Source organism: Streptomyces sp. NPDC058371, assembly GCF_042723265.1.
In the GTDB taxonomy this organism is placed as follows: Bacteria; Actinomycetota; Actinomycetes; order Streptomycetales; family Streptomycetaceae; genus Streptomyces.
This window is the reverse complement of record NZ_JBHXJC010000011.1, coordinates 134,561-156,966: the sequence shown is the minus strand read 5'-3', so window position 1 is coordinate 156,966 and position 22,406 is coordinate 134,561. Positions and strand designations below refer to the sequence as shown.

Below are 22,406 nucleotides of genomic sequence, written 5' to 3'. Positions count from 1 at the left end.
CAGTTGCGCAGTCAGGTGCTGACGGTGCGCGATGATCCTGATACGGTTCAACCGATCGCCGACTTTTGATCACGGTGAGTCAAGGCGCCGCGCCGGGGGGAAGTCAGGCATTTCGTACCGTCCGTTACCGCTGTCAGTGTTCCGCTGCCGTACGAGGAATCAGATGCCAGGCACCCGCGACCGGCGGACACGTCATCGGTCCGCCCCGCGCAGATCTCTCCGGTTCTCGTTCCTGCTGCCGTATGTCGTCCCCGCGGTGTTCCTCACCGGACTGTGGGGCTACACGGCCGCCGAACTGGTCGACGAACAGCTCCAGTTGCACGAGGACGCGGACCGGGCCGCGTCTGTCGCCCGGCCCGCGCAGGGCGTCATGTCCCGGCTGCAGGACGAGCGCCGTCTCACCGCCGTCTGGCAGGCCACCCGCACCGGCCCCGCCCGCACCGCGCTGGACGACGCCCGCAAGGAGACGGACGCCGCGGTCAAGACGCTTCGCGGCAACTCCTCCGCCAGGCCTGCCACTTCGACCCCCCGGGCCGAGAAGCTCCACGAGGCGCTGCGTGCCCTGCCGTCCCGTCGTGAGGCGATCGACGGTCGTACCCTCGGCGCCGACGACACCTTCCAGTACTTCACCAACACCATCACGGACAGCACTGATCTGCTCACGTCGGCCCTGCGCAGCGACGACGGGAGCCTCGCGCGCTCCGGCGCCGCCGCCACCTCCGTGATCCAGCTGACCGAGATGCTCTCGCGCCAGGACGCCCTGCTCTCCGGCGCCCTGCAGTCGCACCGGATGAGCGCCGCCACCCGGACCCAGTTCGCCCAGTATCTGGCGATCCAGCGGCAGATCCGCGCCGGTCTCGACACCCGTGACCTCGCCGGCACCGAAGCCACCTCCTACGCACAGATCACCGACAGCGCGCAGTGGACTTCGGTGGGGTCGATCGAGGACGCGGTGGCGGCGGCCCGGGACACCTCCGTGCCCAAGCAGGCCTCGGCCTGGCCGGACGCCGCCGGCACCGTCGTGGGCGACCTCCAGGGGCTGGGCTCGGACGCCCTGGGCACTCTGGCCGGCACCGCCGACGACCGGGCCGGCGAACTGCTGCTGGAGCTGCTCCTGGGCACGGCCGCGACAGCGGCCGCCCTGGCGGCCGGCGCGGTGCTGGCCCGGCGCGGCCGGCGGTCCACGGCCGGCCGTCTCAACGACCTGCAGCGCAAGACCGAGGATCTGGCCGGCGCCTGGCTGCCGCAGCTGCTGGACCGAATAGGCCGCGGCGAGCGGATCGACCCCGAGGCGCTCGCACCGCACCGCCACCACGCCACCGACGAGGTGGAGAGGCTCGGCTCGGCCATCGACCACCTGGCCCGGGTCGCCGCCGACACCGCCGTACGGCAGTCGCTCGGCCGCGAGGGCACCGAGAAGGTCTTCGCCCAGCTCATCCGCCGTACGCAGGTCCTGGTCCACCGCCTCATCTCGCTCCTGGACGACCTGGAGCGCAAGCACGAGGACTCGGACCTGCTGAAGGACATCTTCAAGGTCGACCACCTCGCCACCCGTGTGCGGCGGCACGCCGAGAACCTGGTGATCCTCAGCGGTTCCCCGCCCAGCCGCCGGATGACGGCTCCCGTCTCGGTCACCGACGTGATGCGCAGCGCCGTCGCGGAGACGGAGCAGTACACCCGGGTCAAGGTGAAGAACCTGCCCGCGGACCGGCGTCTCGCGCTCAGCGGCCGGGCCGTCGCGGACGTCACCCACCTGATCGCGGAACTCGTCGAGAACGGCACCAGCTTCTCCCCGCCGGACACGCAGGTGTTCGTCAGCGCGACGAAGGTCGCCAAGGGGCTCGCGGTCCATGTCGAGGACCACGGTCTCGGCATGCCCGAGGACCATCGCGACCGCGCGAACCAGCTGCTCGCCCATCCGCCCAAGCTCGACATGACGGCCCTCGGTGAGGACCCGCGCCTCGGTCACTTCGTGGTGGCCCGGCTCGCCGAGCGCCACGGCATCAGGGTGGAGCTGCGCGAGTCCGTCTACGGCGGGACGCTCGTCGTCGTACTGCTGCCGGCCGCCCTGCTCGAAGAGCACGAGTCGCCGGTCCTCGAACAGCTCAAGTCCGCGGCCGCGGCGAGCGGTCGGGCGGCGGTCAGCGGGGCGGACAGCTCCGAAACCGTCGCGGGTGTGCTGGTCGGTGCGGGGGTGGGAGCCTCGGCAGGCGCCGGGCTGAGCGCGTCGAACGCCGGGGCGGACATCTTCGGGCGCACCCAACTCGGGGACCACAGCGGATTCCCGGAGTACGGCGGCGCGGGCCTGCTGCCCGCGGCGGCGGGGCATCCGGCGCCGCGGTCGTCCGCGCACTCGCCGGCCACCACGGGGTGGACGCCCGCCCAGGAGCGTCCCGCGTCGCACACGGCGGCCGACCCGGGGCGGCCCCCGTCGGACCCGCGCGCCGAGGGGCCGGGAGCCGGATACACCGGTCCCGCGGCCGATCAGCCGGGTGCACGAGCCGGATACGCGGGTCCCACGACCGATCAGCCGGGTCCACGGGCCGGATACACCGGCACCGCGACCGGATCACCCGATCCGGCAGCCGGGCGCTCGCGCCCGGGAAGCGGATCCTCGGGCCAGGGAAGCGGCACCACGCGTCCCGCCCCCGTCACGGACCGGAACGCGCACGACGCGTCGGGCCCACTGACGACCCCCCGGGTCCTTCCGCAGCGGACCCGGGGAGCGAGCCTCGCGCAGCAGCTGCGCAAGGAGGCCGCAGCGGCACAGACATCGAAACAGCAGGACGACCGGGGCGAGAGCGGCGCCATCTCCCCCGACCAGTCGGCCCGCGCCATGATCGCCATTCAGCAGGGGCTGAAGCGGGCCCGGATCGCCGACGCCGAAGAATCGGCCGGTACGGACGGACAGCAGGCGCAGTCGCGCGGCCCCGGCGCCAACTAACTGTGAGGAACATTCAGTAATGACTGAGCAGGTACAACCCGGCCCCCAGCTGGACTGGCTCCTGGACGGACTCGTGGACCAGATCCCTGAGATCCGCTGTGCCATCGTGCTGTCCGGGGACGGCCTCCTCATCGGCAAGTCGAAGGACCTCCGCCGGGACGACGCCGAGCACCTGTCCGCGGTCGGCTCGGGCATGCACAGCCTCGCCAGGGGCGTCGCCCGGCACTTCAACGGAGGAGAGGTCCAGCAGACGGTCATCCAGATGGACAAGGCGTTTCTCTTCGTCACCGCCGCGGGCAGCGGTGCACGGCTGGCGGCGATCGCCTCCGAGGAGGTGGACGTCGGAATGATGGCGTTCGAGATGGGCACGCTCGTGAAGCAGGTCGGCAAGTACCTCAGTGCCGCTCCTCGCGTACAGGGCTCGCCCGGCACCCCCGTTCAGGATGCCTGAGCCGGACTGGCTCGACGGTGAGCAGGCCGGACGTCATGTCCGGCCGTACGCCATCACCGGCGGACGAACCCGCCACAGTCAGCACAACTTCTCGCTGATCACGCTGGTCGTCGCGCTCTCCCCCGACCCCGACGAGACCGACCACGAACCGCTGGAGCCCGAGGAGGCCCACATCCTGGCCCTGTGCCGGGACCGGGCCTTGGCGATCGCCGAGATCGCCGGCCGTCTCGATCTGCCGGTGAGCGTCGTGAAGATCCTCTGCGGGGACCTGCTCAACGCCTCGTTGATCCTCGTCCAGGCGCCGCCCGGACAGGAGGAGCAGGCGAGTGTGGAAACCATCGAAAGGGTGATGGATGCTATCCGTCAGCTCTGAGCCGGTCATGCCGACCGCGTTGAAGATCCTCATCGCGGGCGGATTCGGCGTGGGCAAGACCACCATGGTGGGCTCGGTGAGCGAAGTGCCGCCGCTGGAGACCGAGGAGCGCCTCACCGAGGCGAGCCTGGGGATCGACGATCTGTCCGGGGTGGAGACGAAGCGCTCGACGACGGTCGCCATGGACTTCGGGCGCATCACGATCGCTCCCGAGCTGGTGCTCTATCTCTTCGGCACGCCCGGCCAGGACCGCTTCTGGTTCATGTGGGACGACCTGGCCCTCGGCTCGCTGGGCGCGGTCGTCCTCGCGGACACCCGCCGCCTCGACGCCTCCTTCGCCTCGGTCGACTTCTTCGAGGCGCGCGGCATCCCCTTCGCGGTGGGCGTCAACTGTTTCGACGGCCGCCGCGACTGCACGGCCGACCAGGTCCGCACAGCCCTGGCCCTCGACCCCACCACGCCGGTCGTCCTGTGCGACGTCCGCGAACGCCGCTCCAGCAAGGAGGTGCTTCTCGCCGTGCTGGAAGCGGCGAGGACGCAGGCGGCGGCGCGGCCGGCCATGACGGGCGGACACTGAACGGACCGGCCGGCACGGTGGACCGCTCCGCCGCCTCCTGGCCTACGGAAGGTTGACGGCGGTCCGCTGCCGGCCCCCCGCACCCCCTCACCGAGACATCGCCCTCATCAGCCCCCTGAGCCGCGCCCCGTCGAGTTCGTTGTCCTCGCGCAGCGCGGTCAGGGCCTGGCGGATCAGGTCGGGTGAGGGGTTGGTGCCGAGGAAGTCGCGGCTGGGGGGCGGGCCCCACTGGACCAGGCCGGAGGCGGACATGGCGGCCCAGCCGGGGGGCACGGAGCAGTCGAACAGGTCGCCGTCGGTGAAGTGCTCCAGCAGGAAGCGGTCGGGGTCGCGCCAGTAGTCGAAGATCTGGCTGCCCTGCACATGGCGGCCCACGCCCCACGAGCGCCGGTAGCCGCGCTCGGCGAGGTACTCGCCTCCGGCGGCGAGTGCGTCGAGGTCGGCGACCTGGTAGGCGGAGTGGACGTAGCCCCGGTGGGGGCCCAGGTGCAGGGCGACCGTGTGGTGGTCGGCCGGTTCACCGCCACGGTCGCAGCGCATGAAGACCATGGTCGGGCCGCACCCGCGCCGGCCGTCCAGGAAGAGGAAGTCGCTGACGATCAGGCCGAGATGCTCCAGATACCAGTTCAGGGCGCTGCCGAAGACGGGGCTGGACAGGACCACATGGCCCAGGCGCTGCACACGAGCGGGCTCCCGCGGCGCACGCTGGGTGGTGTTGATGCGCGGCACGGAGCGACCGGAGTTCACCAACAGCCGCTGCTGACAAGGCAGTTCGGTGAACTCGTCCACCGAGTGGACCACCCGCACCGGAAGTCCGGAGGGATCGGTGAGGTCGACGGCGAGGCCGCCCCCGTATCCGGTGATCTTCCGTACGGTCCGTCCGGTGCGGGCCGCGAGCCGGTCCAGGTCGGCGGCGTCGGCGGCCTGGAAGACCGGGCCGAGGAACCGGGAGCCAGGCCCGCGGCGGATGACCAGGCAGTGGGTTCCCCTCCAACTGCCGCGCAGGTAAAGGGCGTCGGGCTCGCGGTGGGCGACGAGGAAGCCGAAGTCGCGCGCGAAGACCTCCGCCCGGTCCAGGTCGGGTTTCGCGAACTCCAGCCACGCCAGGTCTCTGACCTTGACGACGGGATTGCGGGCCCGGCCGGAGTGCTCGCCGCGCCGGGCGCCCTGTTCGCTGTGCAGTCCGCGGTGCGGGTCGTGGTCCCGGACGTGCTGTGCCAAGTCGTCGTACGCCATTGCAGTGCTCCTCGCAGAGGGTGCCCCGGTGCCGAGGCGGGCGGACGGGCGAACCCCGCGCCGGCACCGGAGAGGCCTTAATGGGCGAACAGGCGGTGCAGCGCCGTCGTCAGTTCGGCCACGGGGTCCTGGGCCGCCCCGAAGGCGCGCCACGCGACGAACCGGTCGGGGCGTACGAGGACGGCGCCGGAGTCGGCGTGTCCGCGCAGCCGGGTCCAGGTCGAGCGCGGGTCGCGGTAGTCGCCGTCGAGGTGGCCGATGCGCACCGCGTCGAGCGGGATGCCGGTCGCCGCCGCGGCCTTGGCGGCGGCCTCGATCCAGTCCCCGCCGTTCTCCCCCGCGATGAGCAGCATCCGCCCCGGCGCGACCAGGTCCATCAGCGCCAGCCGGGTGCCGTCCAGGGTGTCGAGCCAGGCGTGCGGGAGGGGATGGCCCGGGCGGGCCGCGGGCTGATAGATGCGGACGGGATCCGGGTTGGCGGGGGCGTCGGTGCCGTCGGGCAGGACGGCGGCGGAGTCGTACGTGTACCCGTACTCGACGTTGTGCTCGTTGAACTCCATGGACTGGGACGCGATGGCCCGTACGACGGAGCGGGCGTGCTCCTCGTCCTGCGGCCGGCCGCTCCAGGCGCGGCGCAGGTTCTCCCAGTTCACGGCGGCGCCGGCCCCGGGACTGCCCCCGAGCAGGTCGGTGGTGACCAGGTGGTTGAGCGCGTTCTCCAGCGAGCGCTGCACATTGGTGGAGGTGACGGGCTTGCGCTCGGGCTCGTAGGTGTCGAGGAGCGGGTCGCCCGCGTGCCCCTGGAGGACTGCGGCGAGCTTCCAGGCGAGGTTGTGGGCGTCCTGCACGGCGGAGTTGAGGCCGAGACCGCCGGTGGGCGGGTGCCGGTGAGCGGCGTCGCCGAGCAGGAGGACCCGGCCCTCCCGGAAGCGCTCGGCGACGCTGCCTTCCAGGTTCCAGCGGCTGATGAGGTGGATGTCGAGCGGGTGGTCGCCGATCTCGAGGGCGGTGCGCAGGTCACCGACGACCGCCTCGTCGTCCAGTGAACGATCGTCCTCGTAGGGGTAGTTGAGGTGGACGACCCATTCCTCCGACTCCGGTCCCCAGTGGTCGGGACCCATCGGGACCAGAACGCCGGCCGTGCCGGTCTCGGGCAGATACATCCAGCGGATGAGGACGTGCGGGTCCCTGGCCCACCGCGACAGGTCGGCGGTGAGGTGGAAGGTGACCATCCGGGCGACGTTCCGCATGCCCTCGGCCTCGATGCCGAGCGCCGGGCCGACGGTGCGGCCGCCGTCGCAGGCGAGCAGATAGCGGGAGCGCACCCGGTAGGTCTCCCCGCCGTCCTTGTCCAGGACGGTGGCGGTGACCCCGTCGGCGTCCTGGGTGACGCCGGTCAGCTCGTGGTGGAAACGGACGCGTCCCGGCTGCGCCAACTCCTCGGCCCGGCGCCGCAGATGGGGTTCGAGGCGGAGCTGCGGGAGGTTGGTGGGGCGCTGCGGGCTGGCCGCGGTCCACTCCGGCGTCGAGCCCGCCGCGCCCCACTGCTCGATCGTCGCGATACGGCGGCCCGCGTCCCGGTCGTCACCGGCGAACCCGGCGTACCAGCCCGAGTGCGTCATCTGCGCCTGGGGCGTGCCTGCCGCGTAGACCTGCTCGTCGAGGCCCAGGTCACGGAAGATCTCCATGGTGCGCTGGTTGAGCAGATGCGCCTTCGGGAGGACCGAGGTCCCCGGCCAGGCGCTCACCAGCAGGCTGTCCACCTCCAGCCGGCTCAGCAGCATCGACGCGGTGAGTCCGGCGCCGCCCCCGCCGACGATCAGAACGGGGAGGTCGATGTCGTCCATGAGTACTCCTCGAGGGTCCGTGCGGATGTGCCGCACGCGTCAGGCGAGACGGGGGAAGAGGGCGAGGGCGCTGTCCGAGTCGATCGCCCGGTGGTCCGCCGGTGCGAGCTGCTCGTCGGTGTCGAGCAGGCCGGTGAAGTAGCCGACGGCGAGGTCGGGCGCGAAGGGCCAGTCGCTGCCGTACAGGACGTGTCCGGGGCGGGCGAAGGCGAGCAGGCTGGGCAGGGCGGTGGGGCTGGAGGACAGCGCGGTGTCGAAGTGGAAGGAGGCGAGGCTTTCCAGCAACTCCCCCGGCTCGCGCCCCGTTTCGGCGAACAGCGCGGCCGCGATGCGGTGGGCGGCGTACGGCAGGAACCCGCCGCCGTGGGAGAGGATGAGCCGGAGATTCGGGAAGCGGCGCGGGATGTCGTGCAGGACGAGGTTCATCGCGGCGCGCGTGGTGTCGAGCAGGAAGTCGGCGGCGAACGGCGGCAGTCCGGGCGCCGGGGGCCCCGGCAGGTCCGAGGGGTGGATGTGCACCACGGCGGACCGCTCGTCGAGGAACGCGAACAGCGGCTCGTGTGCCGGGTCGCCGAGATACGTACCGCTGGTGTTGGCCAGCAACGAGACGCCGTCGGCGCCCAGTTCGTCCAGCGCGTGCGCGGCCTCGGAGAGGGCGCCGTCGACGTCGGGCAGCGGCAGGGCGGCGAAGAACCCGAAGCGGTCCGGGTGCCCGGCGACGCAGGCGGCGGCGTGGTCGTTGACCTGCCGGGCCATGGCCCGGCCTTCCTTGTCGTCACCGAGGTGGGCCCCTGGCGTGGACAGCGACAGGACCGCGGCCCGGATCCGGTGCGCGTCCATCAGCTCCAGGGACCGCCCGGGACTCCACTCAGGCAGCTCCCGGCCGCCGGGTCGGTCGATCCCCCGGCCGCGCAGCCAGGCCGTGTAGACGGGCGGGAGCAGATGGTGATGTACGTCGATGCGGCTCATCGCGGTACTTCCTCGGATCGGACGGGCGCCGGCACGGGGAGCGGCCGGGCGGAGCGGGTGCCGGCACGGGGAGCGGCCGGGCGGAGCGGGCGCCGGCACGGGGAGCGGCCGGGCGGAGCGGGCGCCGGCGCGGGGAGCGGCCGGGCGGAGCGGGCGCCGGCACGAAACCGGCGGGCTGAGCGAGTGCCGCCACGGAGACCGGCGGGTCGGACGGGGGCCGGCACGGGGACCAGCCGGGCGGCGGGGGCAGCGGCACGAAACCGGCGGGCTGAGCGGGCGCCGGCACGGGGACCGGCGGGTCGGAGAGGGCGCCGGCACACCAACCGGCGGGTCGGACGGTTGCCCACACTGCAACCGGCTGGCTGGCCGGAGTGAACGGACCTCAGCTGGACGGCAACTGGCAGGAGCGGGAGGTGCGGCCCTGCCCACGGAGCCGCTGCGGACTGGGCGCAACGCCAGTCCCGTGCCGAGCCTTCCGAAAGCGCCCGCCCCGACTCTCAGGCGACAGCCGCCCCGTCGAACTGCCAACGCAGCCCGTACCGGTCGAGCGCGGCAGCGACCCGCAGCCGCAGCTCCTGACCGGCGACGTCGGGCAGGGTCACCAGGGGCCGGCCCTCGGAGAGTTCGCAGGCGACGGAGTCCGCGGCCGCCTCCGCCCCCGCCGCCAGGAGTTCGGCCACCACGGCGCGGCGGGTGGCGTCGAGGCGCAGCGGGACCTTGGTCGGTTTGCCGACGTCGGTCACCGGCAGGCCGCCGTCGAGGACGATGACCTCCTTGGGCGCGGCGGCCCGCTCCGGCACCCGCGCGGCGGCGAACGCCTGGAGCTCGTCCGGCGTGACCGTCGGGGCACCCGCGGCGAGCGTCACGTACGCGACGGGGACCTCGCCCGCGTAGGGATCGGGCCGGCCCACGGCGCTCGCCCCGGTGACCGCCGGGTGGGACAGCAGGACGTCCTCGACGACCGCGGGATCGATGTTGTGGCCGCCCCGGATGATCAAGTCCTTTGCGCGGCCCAGGAGATGGACGAATCCGTCGGGATCGATCCGGGCCAGGTCCCCGGTGTCGAGCCATCCGTCGCGCACGGTGCCGAGGCTGTCCAGGACCGGCCCGTCGGGCCCCTGCCCGGTGACGTAACCGGCGAAGACGGCCGGTCCGCTGATCAGCAGAGTGCCTGCCGCACCGGCCGGCAGGTCGTGCCAGGTCCCGTCGGCATCGACCCGCACGGTGCGCAGCCGCTGGTACGGCAGCCGCTGCCCGACCGAGCCGGGACGCCGGTCCTCGCCGAGGAAGCCGCGCGCGCTGGCACAGGTGGCCTCGGTCAGACCGTAGCCCTCGCACAGCGGCACGCCGGTGTGGTCCTCGAACGCCTCCCGTACGGCGAGAGGCAGCGCCGACGCCCCGACGACGGCGAACCGCAGCGCCGACAAGTCCGCGTCCTCGACCGGGACTTGGGCCAGCACCGCGTACACCGTGGGCACGGCGGACAGGGTCGCGATCCGGAAGTGCTCGAAGAGCTTCCAGATGACACCGTACAGAGCCGGTTCGCGATAGCCGAGGGGGCCGGCCCAGACCACGTGCTGGCCGCGCAGCATGGGGCCGAGCAGGGTGACCACCAGCGCGTTGACGTGGAACAGCGGCAGGGCGCCGAAGATCGTCGAGTCGTCGTCGAGCAGCGAGTTGGCGGCGACCATCCAGGCGTCCGCGACTTCGTTGGCGTGGGTGTGCGCCGCGAGTTTCGGGGCGCCGGTGGTGCCGCCGGTGTGGAAGTAGGCGGCCAGGTCGGCGGGGCCGGGAGCGGTGGCGCCGACGAGCCGGTCGGCCGGGTGCTCTGCGGCGGCTTGCTCCAGATATGCCACGTGGACCCCGTGCAGGGGCTCCAGGCGGGGGCCCGGGCCGGCGGCGGCGGTCGGCCGCAGCGCGAACAGGGCCGTCAGGCCGAGCGACGCGGCCACCGCACGAGCCGTGCGCCAGGCGGTCTCGTCCAGTTCGGGACCCGCTGCGATCAGCACCCGCGCTCCGCCGAGCGCGAGCAGCCGCTCCACGTGCTCGGCGGTCAGCGCCGGGTTCACCGGGGCGGCGGTCCCGGCGGTCTGAGCGGCCAGGAGGGCCGCGGGCAGCCACTCCGTGTTGGGGCTGAACAACCCGACGGAGGTACCTCGGCGCACGCCATGGGCGTACAGCAGGTTGGCGATGCGGTGCACCTGGTCGCGCAGGCCGGCGAAGGTGACGGTGGTGGCGCGCAGCCAGTGCTCGGCGCCGGGCAGCGTGGTGAGGGCGGGGCGCGCCGGCCACCGGTCGGCCGCACGGCGGAGCACGTCGTACGTCGAACCCGGTAGCCCGCGTGCGGCGAGCGGCACCGCTTCGACGGCTTCGAGGTCGGTGGGCCGGTCGTAGGCCGGCCAGAGCGGATCGTCATTGATCGCGGTCACGGCGGTGTCTCCTGCTGCTTGAACCGAAGGGGTGCTGCCTGAACCGGACGGTGGCTACTTGAACCGGAACGTGGCTACTTGAACCGGACAGTGGCGCGCTGGACGCCCAGGTCCAGCCGCCCGTCGTCGGTGGCGATCCGGGTGGTGACCAGGTCGCCGTCCTGGAGGTAATGGGGGTTGTGCGCCTGCCGGGCGAAGAACGCCTTCCACCGGCGCTCGGGCGGCAGCAGGGCCCCGAGCACGGCCAGCGCCTTGTGCGGAGCCTTCAGCGCGGTACCGCCCGGAGTGCCGGTGAGCAGGACGTCACCCGGCTCCATCGTCTGGAAGCGGGCGAGCAGACTCAGCGCCTTCGCCGGGTACGTGATCATGTCCACGGCGGTGCGGTCCTGCCGTACGACGTCGTTGACCCGGCAGGTCAGCCGCAGCCTGTCGAAACCGGCGAGTTCGTCCGCGTCCACGAGCAGGAGGCGGGGGCCGAGCGGGGTGAAGGTCGGATAGGACTTGGACTCGTAGAACTGCGTCCTGGTCAGCTGGACGTCGCGCGCGCTGATGTCCTGGGCGACGACCAGTCCGGCGACGTACCGCGCCAGGTCGCGCTCGCCGACCTCGGCGCCGACCGGCAGCCGGGCGCCGAAGACGAGCCCGATCTCGGCCTCGTAGTCCAGGAACCGGACGTGCGAGGGCCGCACGATGTCGTCGTACGGACCGCTGACCGAGCCGGACGCCTTGCGGAAGAAGGCGGGCGGGACGCGGTCGGGGTCGAACCCCGAATCCTTCGCGTGCGAGCGGTAGTTGACCATCTGGGCGACCACCCGGCAGGGAGTGGTCACCGGCGGGAGCAGCTCGCCCTCGTCGAGCGGACGGCCCGGGTCGCCGGCGGCGGCCCGGCCGGCGGCTTCGGCGACGGCCGCCCGGTCGGCCAGCAGGCCGGCGGTGGTGGCGGCCGTGGTGTCGATGCGGTGCAGGCGCCCTGCGTCCTCCACCCACCAGCCCTCGGCGGTGCGTACGACGGCGGTACTCATCGGAATCCTCCTCGGAGCCGGAGCGGCGGTGACCTGCCGGGACCGGTCCTCAGTGCGGGACGGCAGGAACAGGCAGGAACAGGAGGGGACAGCCGGGGGCGGCTCACCGCTCGGGCCCCACTCCGTCGTAACTGATGAAAGCATCACTCTTGATGAGAAGTATGTCAACGGTGTCAATCACTACTGACGAAATCATCAAGACTGCCGGGGGCGGCCTATCCTGCACCCATGGCTGAACAGCAATCCGGAGTCCGGGACACCGCCCAGGGCAACCGCTTCGAGCGCCGGCGCGCCCTCACCCGGAGTGCGCTCATCGGGGCCGCGCGCGCGATCCTGGCGGAGCAGGGGGCACCGGGAGACGCGAGCATCCAGCAGATCGCGGAGCGCGCGGACGTCGGGTTCGGCTCCTTCTACAACCACTTCGAGACCAAGGCCGCGCTCTTCGACGCGGCGGTCTCGAACGCCCTGGAGGAGTACGGGCAGCTGCTCGACAAGGTGGCGGGGACCCTCGACGACCCCGCCGAGGTCTTCGCCGCCAGTGTGCGGATGACGATCCGGATGGTCGAGACGCACCCGGAGCTCGCCCAGATCCTGCGCGGCAGCGGCCTCGCCCAGCTGCACGCGGAGACCGGCCTGGCCCCGCGCGCCCTGCGCGACATCGAGACGGGCATCGCACGCGGCCGCTTCCAGGTGGAGGACCCGCTCATCGCCCTGTCCGCGATCGGCGGTTCGCTGCTCGGCCTGCTGCAACTGGAGACGCTGCGCCCCGAGGTCGTCGGCCCGGCGGCGGGCGAGCAGCTGGCCGCCCTGGTCCTGCGCATGCTCGGCCTGCCCCCGGAGGAGGCACGGGAGGTCGCGCGCCGGCCACTCCCGCCACTGCCGCCGGCCTGAGCGGACCGCCCCGGAAATTGGGCGCAGCCCATCCCGCGAGATCGCATTCCCCGCGGTATTTCCGGTCACCCAAATGACCGTCCGGCGATGCCGTCGCCACAAAGGAGCGAGAGCAACCCCGGATGGGCGCCGACGGCCCGTGCCGGGCGGGAATGCGCCGACCCCAATGCGGCTCGCCGCAATGCTTCTCGAAGAAGACACGCAATGGAAACATGCCGGCGCCGACGGCCTGAATTGCTTCCCGGGGACGCCAACACCGCTGCGGTACGGCCGGAAATACGCCGATAGCAGCGACTTTCGCGGTACACGGCCGCAGCCCGCCCCTGTCCAATTACCGTTCACAGCAAGGCGAGTTCACCGCTTTCCTCCTCAACTGTCCTCGCCCCGAGCGCTGTTGAGTGAATGCCGTCGCCCTGCCCATACTTGGCGAATCAAGGACCCAGGAAGGTTTCCTTCCACTTCGCCGTCATCAGGGGCATGAATTGCACAGGCAGTTGAGCATCCGACTGAGAAGAATGCGGGCCTCTTCGGTGGCCGCCGCGGTGGCCGTGGCGCTCACCGCGGGAATGACCGCGGTGGCACCGGCCGTCGCGGGGAATTCCGGGGGAACGCCTTCGGGAACCGCCACGGACACCACCGGCGCGCGGCACTGGATCACCCTGATCACCGGCGACCGGATCGCGGTCGACGACAAGGGCGAACCCGTCACGGTGGAACGGCCCGCGGGCCGGAAGGACATACCCCTCCAGGTCGAGCGCGTGGAAGGCCACACCTACGCCGTGCCCGTCGACGCGGAGGAGCTGGTCCGCACCGGGCGCGTCGACCGGCGCCTGTTCGACCTCACCACGCTCAGCAGGCCGGAGTACCTGGCGCAGCAGCGGGACGGCATCCAGCTGATCGTCACCTACAAGGGTGCGCGCCCGGCCGCCAGGAGTGAGCTGCGCAGCGCCGGGGACACCGAGCTGCGGCACTCCTTCTCCTCGCTCGACGCCGACGCCGTGACCACCCCGCGTGCCGACATCGGCGCCGCATGGGACGCGCTGACCGGCGAGCCGAAGAGCAACGCCCCGTTCCGTACGGCCGCGTCCGGCATCGACAGCGTCTGGCTGGACGACATCCGCCAGGCCGACCTGGACAAGAGCGTGCCGCAGATCGGCGCGCCGACGGCCTGGGCGGCCGGTTTCGACGGCAGTGGCACGAAGATCGCCATTCTCGACACCGGAGTGGACCAGACCCACCCGGACCTGGCGGGCCAGGAGATCGCCGAGAAGAACTTCTCCACCTCCCCGGACTCCAGGGACCGGCAGGGGCACGGCACACACGTCGCGTCCACGGCCGCCGGCACGGGAGCCAAGTCGAACGGCAAGTACACCGGCGTCGCGCCGGGCGCGAAGATCCTCGACGGCAAGGTGCTCAACGACCTGGGATCGGGGGCCACTTCCGGGATCATCGCCGGTATGGAGTGGGCCGTCGCGCAGGGTGCCAACGTTGTCAACCTGAGCCTGGGCTCCACCGACTCGCCGGGAGTGGACCCGCTGGAGGAGGCGGTCAACCGGCTCTCGGCCGAGACCCGCACGCTGTTCGTCGTCGCCGCCGGCAACTCCGGTGTCGGCTCCGGCGGCGGCACGATCGGCTCGCCCGGCAGCGCCGACGCCGCCCTGACCGTGGGCGCCGTCGACAAGAGCGACCAGCTCGCCTCCTTCTCCAGCCGTGGCCCGCGCGCCGGTGACGGCGCGATCAAGCCCGACGTGACCGCGCCCGGCGTGAACATCGGTGCCGCCGCGGCGGCCGACAGTACCGTCGCGAAGACCGGCACACCGGTCGCGGACGGCTATGTGGCCATCTCGGGTACGTCCATGGCGACGCCGCACGTCACGGGTGCCGCCGCGATCCTCGCCGGGGAACACCCCGACTGGACCGGCGAGCAGATCAAGTCCACCCTCACGGGCTCGGCGGTCTCCGGCGGCTACACACCGTTCCAGCAGGGCTCCGGCCGTATCGACGTGGCCCGGGCCATCGACCAGACCGTCACCGCCCAGCCGGCCTCGCTCTCGTTCGGCCGCCAGGAATTTCCGCACACCGACGACGAACTGCTGACCAAGGACGTCACCTACCGCAACGTGGGCACCGAGCCCGTCACCCTCGACCTGTCCTTGTCGGCCACCGGCCCCGACGGCAAGAGCGCGCCCGCGGGCGTCTTCACCCTGGAGCAGTCGCGGCTGACCGTGCCCGCCGGCGGTGAGGCTTCCACCACCGTCGGCGCGGACACCCGCGCGGGCTCGCTCGACGGCACCTACAGCGCGTACGTCACGGCGAGCGGCGGCGGTCAGACCGTGCGCACGGCGGCCGTCGTGGAGCGCGAGATCGAGTCGTACGACCTGACCTTCGAGCACATCGGCAAGGACGGCAAGCCGGCCACCCAGTACAAGACCCACTTCGTGGGCGTCGGCGGGCTCGGCAAGGGCCGCTGGTCCGATCTGGGCAACGGGACCGGCACCGACACCGTCCGGCTGCCCAAGGGGCGCTACTTCGTCAGCACCTCCTTCTACGTCCTCACCGGCTCCACCTGGACCGGCGCGGACGTGATCAACGAGTCCAACCTGCAGCTCGACCACGACACGAAGGTGACCGTCGACGAGCGCACCGCGAAACCCGTCGACATCACCCCGCCCGATCCGAAGGCGACAGCTCTCTCGGGTTATGTGGGCGCGGAGATCAAGACGCCCGAGTACTGGACCAGTGCCGCGTGGCTGCTCGGCAGCTTCAAGACGTTCACGTTCGGCACCGCGCACCTCGGGCCCGAGGCGGCCCCCGGTGAGCTCCAGCAGCGCATCCAGGCCACCTTCCTGGACGACGCGATCGCATCCGAGTACCACCTGGCGTACCAGGCCGCGGGTACCCGGTACACCGACGGCTTCGTCCGCAGCCCGAAGTCCGAGGAACTGGCGAAGATCTCCACCCGGCTCGGCTCGCCCGCCCCGAACAAGCGCGCCTACCTGTTGCTCCAGGCCGACACCGGCAATGGACCGACCGGCGCCGAGTACATCGTCAGCCGCAACCTGCCGTACGAGCCCACGGTGTACGTGAACAGCGACAACGCCACCAAATGGCAGCTGGACTTCCGGCGGTACGACATCGCGACCAACCTCTTCGAGGCCCAGTACCTGTCCCCGTACACGGCGTACGAGGCGGGCAGGAGTTATCAACGCGCCTTCGCCATCGGCGTGTTCGGGCCGAACCTCGGCACGGGACAGGGTCTGTCCCGCACCGGCGACGAGATCACCGGCACGGTCCCGCTGTTCGCGGACAGCGACGGCAACTCGGTGCCGCTGACCTACGCCTCGGCGGGGACCTCCCTGACCAGGAACGGCAAGGAGGTGGGCACGGACGACGACCCGCTGACCGGGTCGGCGTCCTTCACGGTCCCGGCCGGCAAGGCCTCCTACCGGCTGACCGCCACGGCCACCCGGGCCGCCGGCACGCCGGTCTCCAGCAAGGTCACCGCGACCTGGACGTTCCGTTCCGGGCACGTCGACGAGCGCAGCGCGCTGCCCACGTCCGTCGTCCGCTTCGCCCCGCCGCTGGCCGGGGACAGCACGGCCGCGGCGGGCAGCACGCTGAAGGTCCCGGTCACGGTGCAGGGCACGGCCGCCGGCCATGGTCTCGCCGCGCTGCTCGTGTACGCCTCGACCGACGAGGGCGCGCACTGGACCTGGCTGCCCGTCATCGGCGGCAAGGTGAGCGTGCAGACGCCCGCGGCGGGCACCGCGGTCTCCCTGCGCGCCAAGGCCGTCGACACGAACGGCGACACGCTCGACCAGACGATCCTGCGCGCCTACGTCGCGAAGTAGCCCGCGCCCACGGAAAAGCCGCTCCCGCTCAGGTCCACGAGTCGCACCGCGACTCGCTCGCACCGGGCGGGAGCGGCTTTCCGCTCCCCGTGACGATCAGTCTTCGTCGGGCGTCAGCCGCAACGAGATGGAGTTGATGCAGTACCGCTGATCCGTCGGGGTGGGGTACCCCTCACCTTCGAACACATGACCGAGATGCGAACCGCACCGGGCGCACCGCACCTCGGTCCGCACCATCCCGTGCGACCGGTCGGCGATCAGCTCGACGGCGTCGGTGTCCTTCGGGTCGAAGAAGGACGGCCAGCCGCAGTGCGACTCGAACTTCTCCGTCGAGGTGAAGAGTTCGGCGCCACAGGCGCGACAGGAGTAGACGCCCTTCGTCTTGGCGTCGGTGTACTCACCGGTGAACGCCGGTTCCGTGCCGCCCGTGCGGAGCACCGTGTACTCGGCCGGGGTCAGCTCCGCGCGCCACTGCTCGTCCGGCTTTTCGATGTCGTACGACATGAAGCTCAACCCCTCACAAACTCGGTGGCTACCTCGACAGGCAGGTCAGGATCTCGGGGCCGAGGTCCGTGACGTCACCCGCGCCCATGGTGAGAACGAGATCACCGGGCTTCGCCATTCCCGCGACGACCGAAGCGACCTCCGCCTTGTCGTGGACCGGCGTCACGTCCGCGCCGGCCGCCCGTGCCGCCTCGATGATGAGCGCGCTCGTGATGCCCGGGATCGGGTCCTCGCGGGCCGGGTAGATGTCCAGGACCAGGGAGGCGTCCGCCAGGGTCAGGGCCGCGCCCATCTCCTTGCCCAGCTCCTGGGTGCGGGAGAAGAGGTGGGGCTGGAAGACGACCAGGATGCGGGAGTCGCCCGCCGCCGCGCGCATCGCCTCCAGGTCCGCCGTCATCTCGGTCGGGTGGTGCGCGTAGGAGTCGATGACCTGGACGCCCGCCTCCTCGCCCTTGAGCTGGAGGCGGCGCTTCACACCGGTGTAGGAAGCCAGCGCCGGGGCCAGCTCCGCGGCCGGGATGCCGAGCGCGACACCCGCCGCCAGCGCCGCCACCGCGTTGTGCGCGTAGTGCCGGCCGGGCACGGAGACCGTGAAGGTGAGCGGTACACCGTCGAACGCGACCGTGACCTCGCTCTTCAGCCCCTGGGCGGTGACGGACAGCACCCGCACGTCCGCGTCGGCCGCATCGCCGTACGTCACCGTCCGCACGGAGTCCGGCAGCCGGCGGGTGAGCTCGCGGGCGCCCTCGTGGTCCGCGTTGATCACCAGGGTGCCGCCGGGGACGATCTTCTCCGCGAACGTCTCGAAGGACTCGTAGATCTCGTCGATCGACGCGTAGTTGGCGTGGTGGTCCAGCTCCACGTTCAGCACGATCGCCACCTCGGGCGCGTACTTGTGGAAGCTGCGGTCCGATTCATCGGCCTCGGCCACGAAGATCTCGCCATCGCCGTGCAGGGCGTTGGAGCCGGGGGCGTCCAGGTCGCCGCCGATGGCGTAGGAGGGCGAGAGACCCAGGGTGGACAGGGACACCGCCAGCATGGAGGTCGTCGTCGTCTTGCCGTGGGTGCCCGCGACCGCGATCGGGCGCAGGCCGTCCATCAGCCGGGCAAGGGCGTCCGACCGGTGGACCACGGGAATGCCCAGCTCCGCGGCGCGGGCCAGCTCCGGGTTGTCCGGGCGGATCGCCGAGGAGACCACGACGCAGGTGGCGTCGGACGCCAGATGGCCGGCCGCGTGCCCGATGTGCACCGTCGCGCCCAGCGCGCGCAGCGCCCCGGCGGTCGCGGACTCCTTGGCGTCGCTGCCGGCCACCTCGGCCCCGCGCTGGGCGAGGATCTTCGCGATGCCCGACATCCCGGCTCCGCCGATCCCGATGAAGTGCGGTCGGTCCATGGCGGTAGGAAGGCCGGGTGCCATGCGTGTTCTCCCCAAGCGGTACGACGACGGATACGCGGGGGTCAGCCTATGCCTTGCTGTGCGAGAACAGTTTCAGCACCGGTACGCCCACCTTGTGGCGGGCCCGGGAGGCCCAGTCGCGGTGGAAGAACTCTTCCACGTAGTGCGGGTCGGTCAGCACGATGACCTCGTCGGCGTCGACCTCGCCGACCAGGCTCTTGAGCGCGTCCAGCGGGTGCTCCTCGATCAGCCGTCCCTCGGCCGCGCTGCCGGCCGCGCGCAGGGCGACCAGGGAGATCTCCAGCGCCTTCTGCCCCTGTCCCGCCGCCTCGTCGCCCTCCGGCGTCTCGTTCTCGCGGGCCGCCTCGTCCAGCTCACCGAGGGCGACGTCGTCGATGGCCCGCAGCAGGCGGTCCGCCTGGTCGCCGCGGGGCTGGAGCAGTACGTGGAAGGAAACCGCCTCGTCGCCGTGCAAGGTCGTGACGAACTCCACGTCGGCGGACGTCAGGGCCTTCTCGATCATCAATACGCTTGTGAACACGACAGGCGCCCTTCTCCTCCGAGGGCCGTTTCGGGCCCTGTCTCCTCCGGGGGCCGCGTGGCCCCTCGTCCCTGTGTCTCTTCGTCCCGTGCGAGCCGTGCCCCGCCCCCGGCGGATTCCGGGGACCGTCCACGGCCTCGCGGGTACCGGGGGCGTGTCGCAGCCCTGCGGAAACCATCCTGCCCCGTAATCGCACGGGTACCGCGAGATTTAGTGTGCCCAGCGGAGACTAAACGGAACGATCTATTCCGCCAGCGTGTCAGGTCCGGCGGTATCGGCCGAACAGGAACCCGGCCTCCTCCAGGAGGGACGCCAGTTCGAAGTGGGTCGGCACGGCGAGCGCCGGGCCGCCCGCGATCCGCTGGGCGCTGCCCACCGTGAGCAGCGGCGAGAGCGTGAGGCACAGCTCGTCGAGCACTCCGGCGGCAATCAGCTGGCCCAGCAGACGCGGGCCGCCCTCGGTCAGCAGCCGGGTCATGCCGCGGTCGCCGAGGGCCTGCACGGCCCGGGCCGGGTCGACTCCCATGCCGTCTCCGGCGAAGATCACCTCGGCGCCCGCCTTCTCGGCCGCGGCGACCCTGCCGGGGTCCGCCGCGGCTCCGGTCAGCACGAGCGTGGGCACCAGGGGCGAGGTGAAGAGCGGAAGCGAGTAGTCCAGGTCCATGCCGGCGGTCACCACGGCGATGGCGGGCGCGGGGCCCTGTCCGGCGGCCTCCCGGAGCGCCGCGAAGGCCTCACGCGCGCGTGCCGGGCGGTAACCCTCCTGGCGTACCGTTTCCGCACCCACCAGCACCACGTCCGCGAGACCGCGCAGGGTGCCGAAGATCCGCATGTCGGTGGCGGAGGAGATGGGCTGGGAGCGGCCGTCGTGCTGGGCCGCGCCGTCCAGCGTGGACACCATGTTGGCGCGCAGCCACGGCTCCCGGGCGTCCGGATAGGCGTAGGCCTCCGCCAGCTCCTGGAGCCCCCATTCGCGGTCCGTCGCATCCGTCTCGGAGGCCCCGCTCGAGGCCTGGGCTGCTGTTTCGTCGGTCACAGGGAACAGGCGTCGCATGTCGTGCAGTGTGGCACGGGCTCTAGAGTGGGGAACCGTGTCGTCCTCCTCCGCCGCAACCGGCCTCAGCCCGATAGCCGAAGCGGCCCCACTGTCCCTGTGCGCCCGCGAGCCGCACGTCCCCGCGGACCGGCTCGTCGCCGAGATGGTGCCGCCGCCGCGCTTCGACTCGGTCCGCTTCGCCACGTACCTCCCGGACCCGAACCAGCCCAGCCAGACCGAGGCCGTGCACGTCCTCGGCGCCTTCGCGGCCGGTCTCGGCGGGGCGCAGGCCACCGGCGCCGGCAAGCGGAAGCTGTTCGGTTTCGGGAAGGCACCGAAAAAGGCCCCCGCCGGCCCCCGCGGTGTCTACCTCGACGGCGGCTACGGCGTCGGCAAGACCCACCTGCTGGCCTCCCTGTGGCACGCGACCCCGGCCGAGCCCGAGCTGAAGGCCTTCGGCACGTTCGTGGAGCTGACGAACCTGGTCGGCGCGCTCGGCTTCCAGAAGACCGTGCAGACGCTCTCCGGACACCGGCTCCTGTGCATCGACGAGTTCGAACTGGACGACCCGGGCGACACCGTCCTCGTCTCGACGCTGCTCGGCAAGCTGGTCGACGCGGGCGTCGCGCTCGCGGCCACGTCGAACACCCTGCCGGGCAAGCTCGGGGAGGGCCGGTTCGCGGCCGCCGACTTCCTGCGCGAGATCCAGGGTCTGTCCGCCCGCTTCCGCCCGCTGCGCATCGACGGTGAGGACTACCGCCACCGCGGGCTGCCCGAAGCCCCGGCGCCGTTCTCCGACGAGCAGGTCACGAAGGCCGCCTACGCCACCCCGGGGGCCTCGCTCGACGACTTCCCGCATCTGCTCGACCACCTCGCGCGCGTGCACCCCAGCCGGTACGGCGCGCTGACCGACGGCCTCAGGGCCGTCTGCCTCACCGATGTGCAGCCGGTCCCCGACCAGTCGACCGCGCTGCGGCTCGTGGTGCTCGCCGACCGGCTCTACGACCGCGAGGTGCCGGTTCTCGCCTCCGGAATGCCCTTCGACAGCCTCTTCAGCGAGGAAATGCTGAACGGCGGCTACCGGAAGAAGTACTTTCGTGCGATATCGCGCCTCACCGCGCTGGCGCGGGATGCCAAGGGACTCGTAGAAGGCGTCTGAACGGACCCGCGTAACCCTCACGGGATTATCTCTGTCCGGAAAAAGACTTCCGGTGGACGAAATCCCGCCACTCGCCTTCCCGGCCGTTTCAGGCTCTCTTCAGGGTGAAACGTTAAGTTAACCCTGCAAACAACTTGCCACGCTAGCGTGGTTGTTGACGTGTCGGGAGAGACAGCGGGAGGAGGGCGCATGATGCGAGGTGCAACGAGCCGCGCTCTGTTCTCGATCCTCGCCGTCGTCCTCCTCGCGCTGCAACTCTTCGGACCCGAAGAGGCATTCGCGTCCGTACATACGAGCGAGGTCATCTCCTGCGGCGAGGCCGAGCATCCGCAGAAAATCGCGCCGCCCCTCGCCGCCCGTGACCGGTCCCGCAACGAGGACCGGGTCCCGCAGCCGCCCAAGGGCTCTCTGCTGGAGCACGACCCGGCCTCCACCTACCCGCTGATCCCGCTCGCGGACGTGCACCGGCGCGCGTCGAGATCCTCGACCGCCCATTCCCCAGCGGCACTTCAGGTCTTCCGCTGCTGACCGGAGCGTGACCCCCCACACTCCGATCTGTTAGCCGACGCGCCATCGAGGCGCGCCAGGAGGACCTGTCATGCAACCCCTCATTGATCATGCCCGCGCACACGGACAGCGCCCCGAGGAGTTCGCCCCACTGGCCCACGGACAGTCGCCGCAGGCCTTGTTCATCACCTGCTCGGACTCCCGCGTCGTCCCCGCGCTGATCACCGGTGCCCGGCCGGGCGAGCTCTTCGAGCTGCGCACCGCCGGGAACATCGTGCCCGCGCACACCTCTGCCCGACCCACCAGTGAAGCGGCCACCATCGAGTACGCGGTGGAGGTGCTCGGCGTCACCGACGTGGTCGTCTGCGGCCACTCGCACTGCGGCGCCGTCGGCGCCCTGGTGCGCGGCGACGACCTGACCGCCGTGCCCGCCGTGCGCGACTGGCTGGCCCACGCCACCCCACGCCCGGAAGGAGCGGCCGAGGACCCGGCCGTGACGGACGCGGTGCAGAGCCACATCCTGACCCAGCTGCTCAGGCTGCGCGCCTACCCCTGCGTCGCCGACAAACTGACGAGTGGTCAACTGCGCCTGCACGCCTGGTACTACGAGGTGCACACGGGCGCCGTCCGGGAACACCGTCCGGACACCGGCACCTTCGAAGCGCTGTGAGTG

The 22,406-nt window shown here is 71.7% G+C and carries 18 protein-coding genes; 9 read left to right on the top strand and 9 right to left on the bottom strand.

Going from position 1 to position 22,406, the window contains the following annotated elements; translation table 11 throughout:
• Nucleotides 1–163 precede the first annotated feature (163 nt).
• The 4 genes from ACFWM2_RS28190 to ACFWM2_RS28175 are packed head-to-tail and all read left to right on the top strand — an operon-like array spanning nucleotide 164 to nucleotide 4,345.
• Nucleotides 164–2,944, top strand: a complete 2,781-nt coding sequence (locus ACFWM2_RS28190) for a nitrate- and nitrite sensing domain-containing protein (RefSeq protein WP_383285739.1) — start codon at nucleotides 164–166, stop codon at nucleotides 2,942–2,944.
• 19 nt (nucleotides 2,945–2,963) lie between these two features.
• The gene (locus ACFWM2_RS28185; protein WP_383285736.1) at nucleotides 2,964–3,395 is read left to right on the top strand and encodes a roadblock/LC7 domain-containing protein; all 432 of its coding nucleotides are present in this window, start codon (nucleotides 2,964–2,966) and stop codon (nucleotides 3,393–3,395) included.
• Nucleotides 3,388–3,768 (top strand): DUF742 domain-containing protein, encoded by a 381-nt coding sequence (locus tag ACFWM2_RS28180; RefSeq protein ID WP_383285733.1) that lies wholly within the window; start codon nucleotides 3,388–3,390, stop codon nucleotides 3,766–3,768. The genes ACFWM2_RS28185 and ACFWM2_RS28180 overlap by 8 nt, the downstream gene beginning before the upstream one ends.
• Nucleotides 3,749–4,345, top strand: coding sequence for an ATP/GTP-binding protein (locus ACFWM2_RS28175; protein WP_383285730.1), 597 nt, complete (start codon nucleotides 3,749–3,751; stop codon nucleotides 4,343–4,345). The genes ACFWM2_RS28180 and ACFWM2_RS28175 overlap by 20 nt, the downstream gene beginning before the upstream one ends.
• Nucleotides 4,346–4,432: 87 nt before the next feature.
• Here the strand turns inward: ACFWM2_RS28175 and ACFWM2_RS28170 are convergent, their stop codons facing one another.
• The 5 genes from ACFWM2_RS28170 to ACFWM2_RS28150 form a co-directional block, all read right to left on the bottom strand.
• The gene (locus tag ACFWM2_RS28170) at nucleotides 4,433–5,581 is read right to left on the bottom strand and encodes a 2,3-dihydroxybiphenyl 1,2-dioxygenase (RefSeq protein ID WP_383285727.1); all 1,149 of its coding nucleotides are present in this window, start codon (nucleotides 5,579–5,581) and stop codon (nucleotides 4,433–4,435) included.
• A gap of 77 nt (nucleotides 5,582–5,658) precedes the next feature.
• A complete protein-coding gene (locus tag ACFWM2_RS28165) occupies nucleotides 5,659–7,428 on the bottom strand; it encodes an FAD-dependent monooxygenase (protein ID WP_383285724.1) in 1,770 nt (589 codons plus the stop codon).
• A 39-nt stretch (nucleotides 7,429–7,467) separates the two neighbouring features.
• Nucleotides 7,468–8,397, bottom strand: coding sequence for an amidohydrolase family protein (locus tag ACFWM2_RS28160; RefSeq protein WP_383285722.1), 930 nt, complete (start codon nucleotides 8,395–8,397; stop codon nucleotides 7,468–7,470).
• Between the two features lie 497 nt (nucleotides 8,398–8,894).
• On the bottom strand, nucleotides 8,895–10,826 hold the full coding sequence (locus tag ACFWM2_RS28155; RefSeq protein WP_383285719.1) for an acyl-CoA synthetase: 1,932 nt from the start codon (nucleotides 10,824–10,826) through the stop codon (nucleotides 8,895–8,897).
• 74 nt (nucleotides 10,827–10,900) lie between these two features.
• The gene (locus ACFWM2_RS28150) at nucleotides 10,901–11,848 is read right to left on the bottom strand and encodes a fumarylacetoacetate hydrolase family protein (protein ID WP_383285716.1); all 948 of its coding nucleotides are present in this window, start codon (nucleotides 11,846–11,848) and stop codon (nucleotides 10,901–10,903) included.
• A gap of 228 nt (nucleotides 11,849–12,076) precedes the next feature.
• Between ACFWM2_RS28150 and ACFWM2_RS28145 the strand changes: the two genes are divergently transcribed.
• Both ACFWM2_RS28145 and ACFWM2_RS28140 read left to right on the top strand, forming a co-directional pair.
• Nucleotides 12,077–12,739, top strand: a complete 663-nt coding sequence (locus ACFWM2_RS28145; RefSeq protein ID WP_383285711.1) for a TetR/AcrR family transcriptional regulator — start codon at nucleotides 12,077–12,079, stop codon at nucleotides 12,737–12,739.
• 515 nt (nucleotides 12,740–13,254) lie between these two features.
• On the top strand, nucleotides 13,255–16,590 hold the full coding sequence (locus ACFWM2_RS28140) for a S8 family serine peptidase (RefSeq protein WP_383285708.1): 3,336 nt from the start codon (nucleotides 13,255–13,257) through the stop codon (nucleotides 16,588–16,590).
• Nucleotides 16,591–16,686: 96 nt separating this feature from the next.
• On the opposite strand, the gene msrB is transcribed toward ACFWM2_RS28140, so the two are convergent.
• The 4 genes from msrB to ACFWM2_RS28120 all read right to left on the bottom strand — a co-directional run bounded on the left by msrB (nucleotide 16,687) and on the right by ACFWM2_RS28120 (nucleotide 20,085).
• The gene (gene msrB / locus ACFWM2_RS28135; protein WP_383285704.1) at nucleotides 16,687–17,094 is read right to left on the bottom strand and encodes a peptide-methionine (R)-S-oxide reductase MsrB; all 408 of its coding nucleotides are present in this window, start codon (nucleotides 17,092–17,094) and stop codon (nucleotides 16,687–16,689) included.
• Between the two features lie 28 nt (nucleotides 17,095–17,122).
• On the bottom strand, nucleotides 17,123–18,511 hold the full coding sequence (gene murC, locus ACFWM2_RS28130) for a UDP-N-acetylmuramate--L-alanine ligase (protein ID WP_383285701.1): 1,389 nt from the start codon (nucleotides 18,509–18,511) through the stop codon (nucleotides 17,123–17,125).
• A gap of 46 nt (nucleotides 18,512–18,557) precedes the next feature.
• Nucleotides 18,558–19,031, bottom strand: a complete 474-nt coding sequence (locus tag ACFWM2_RS28125; protein WP_383285698.1) for an indole-3-glycerol phosphate synthase — start codon at nucleotides 19,029–19,031, stop codon at nucleotides 18,558–18,560.
• A gap of 259 nt (nucleotides 19,032–19,290) precedes the next feature.
• Complete coding sequence (locus tag ACFWM2_RS28120; protein ID WP_383285695.1) at nucleotides 19,291–20,085, bottom strand: pyrimidine reductase family protein; 795 nt, start codon at nucleotides 20,083–20,085, stop codon at nucleotides 19,291–19,293.
• Here ACFWM2_RS28120 and zapE point away from each other — a divergent pair.
• The 3 genes from zapE to ACFWM2_RS28105 all read left to right on the top strand — a co-directional run bounded on the left by zapE (nucleotide 20,084) and on the right by ACFWM2_RS28105 (nucleotide 22,403).
• Nucleotides 20,084–21,226, top strand: coding sequence for a cell division protein ZapE (gene zapE / locus ACFWM2_RS28115; protein WP_383285691.1), 1,143 nt, complete (start codon nucleotides 20,084–20,086; stop codon nucleotides 21,224–21,226). The genes ACFWM2_RS28120 and zapE overlap by 2 nt on opposite strands.
• Nucleotides 21,227–21,415: 189 nt before the next feature.
• Nucleotides 21,416–21,754: a hypothetical protein gene (locus ACFWM2_RS28110; protein ID WP_383285688.1), complete on the top strand. Its 339-nt coding sequence runs from the start codon at nucleotides 21,416–21,418 to the stop codon at nucleotides 21,752–21,754.
• 70 nt (nucleotides 21,755–21,824) lie between these two features.
• Nucleotides 21,825–22,403, top strand: a complete 579-nt coding sequence (locus ACFWM2_RS28105) for a carbonic anhydrase (protein WP_383285685.1) — start codon at nucleotides 21,825–21,827, stop codon at nucleotides 22,401–22,403.
• The last annotated feature ends 3 nt before the right edge of the window (nucleotides 22,404–22,406 follow it).